Raw genomic sequence first — 1,077 nt, 5'->3', positions numbered from 1 at the left:
ACCCCTATGACGGATCTCCACCGTGACAAAGAGGCTTAAGGAAATTCAGCGTGAACGACGGAACAAGTTCCTCCGTTGTCGCTTTTTTTCTCATGAACAACCTGCTCTGCCTCGTACCCATCTTTTCTCTGACCTTTGCTGGCATGGCTGGCGCGGCGTCGCTGAAAGCGGAAGAGGTCAACAATGCTCCCATCAATTCGATATCCACCGACCGGCTGGCCAACTCCCGATCCAAGCTTGATCCCGCGATCGTCCATCTTCAGGTGCTTCTCGACCGTGCCGGTTCGTCTCCCGGAGTGATTGACGGGCGTTACGGTGAAAACCTCGGCAAGGCGATTGCCGGGTTCGAGGCCATGCAGCGTCTTCCCGTCGACGGAAAGCTGGATGCGGACGTCATCGCCAGGCTCACCGATGATGCACCCGCTATTCAGCCGTATGTCATATCCGAAGGCGACGGAAAGGATCTCGTGGAGAGGATTCCGAAGGATTATGCCGAACAGGCGAAGATGCACCACCTCGGCTATACCAGCATTGCCGAAAAGCTGGCCGAGCGTTTCCATATGGGGATCGACCTCTTGAAGGCTCTCAATCCCGGCGCCGCCTTTGCAGCGGGAGAAACGGTTTCGGTGGCCGTGCCCGGCGCCCCGCGCTCCGGCAAGGCGAAAAGAATCGAGGCGCACAAGCAATCGGGCCAGGTCATGGCCTTCGCGGAAGATGGTTCGCTACTGGCCGTATATCCGGCCACGATCGGCAGCAAGGAATCGCCTTCGCCGACCGGCACGCACAAGGTCAAGGGCGTCGCGCGGATGCCGACCTACACCTATAATCCGAAGATCAACTTCCAGCAGGGCAACAACCGGAAAATACTGAAGCTGCCGAGCGGACCGAACAACCCCGTTGGCACTGTCTGGATCGATCTGACCGACCCCACCTACGGCATCCACGGAACACCCAATCCAGAACTCATCGGCAAGGCAGGTTCTCACGGATGTGTCCGACTGACAAACTGGGATGTCGAAGAATTGGCCGGAATGGTCAAGCCCGGCGTGGTCGTCGAATTTGTCGACTGATCGTCGC

The 1,077-nt window shown here is 58.2% G+C and carries 1 protein-coding gene; it reads left to right on the top strand.

The features are described 5' to 3' along the window. Positions 1 to 143 precede the first annotated feature (143 nt). Entirely contained in the window at positions 144 to 1,070 is a 927-nt protein-coding gene (locus tag PY650_RS36500) for a L,D-transpeptidase family protein (protein WP_285884954.1), read from the top strand. Positions 1,071 to 1,077 lie beyond the last annotated feature (7 nt).

It is taken from the genome of Martinezella calliandrae (assembly GCF_030272695.1).
In the GTDB taxonomy this organism is placed as follows: Bacteria; Pseudomonadota; Alphaproteobacteria; order Rhizobiales; family Rhizobiaceae; genus Rhizobium; species Rhizobium calliandrae.
Note: the sequence above shows the minus strand (reverse complement) of the source record. Positions and strands in the feature narration are given on the sequence as shown.

What these genes read in the sequence shown, in the direction of transcription:
- PY650_RS36500 (WP_285884954.1), top strand. Translation starts at nt 144, where the DNA reads ATGGCTGGCGCGGCGTCGCTGAAAGCGGAAGAGGTCAACAATGCTCCC.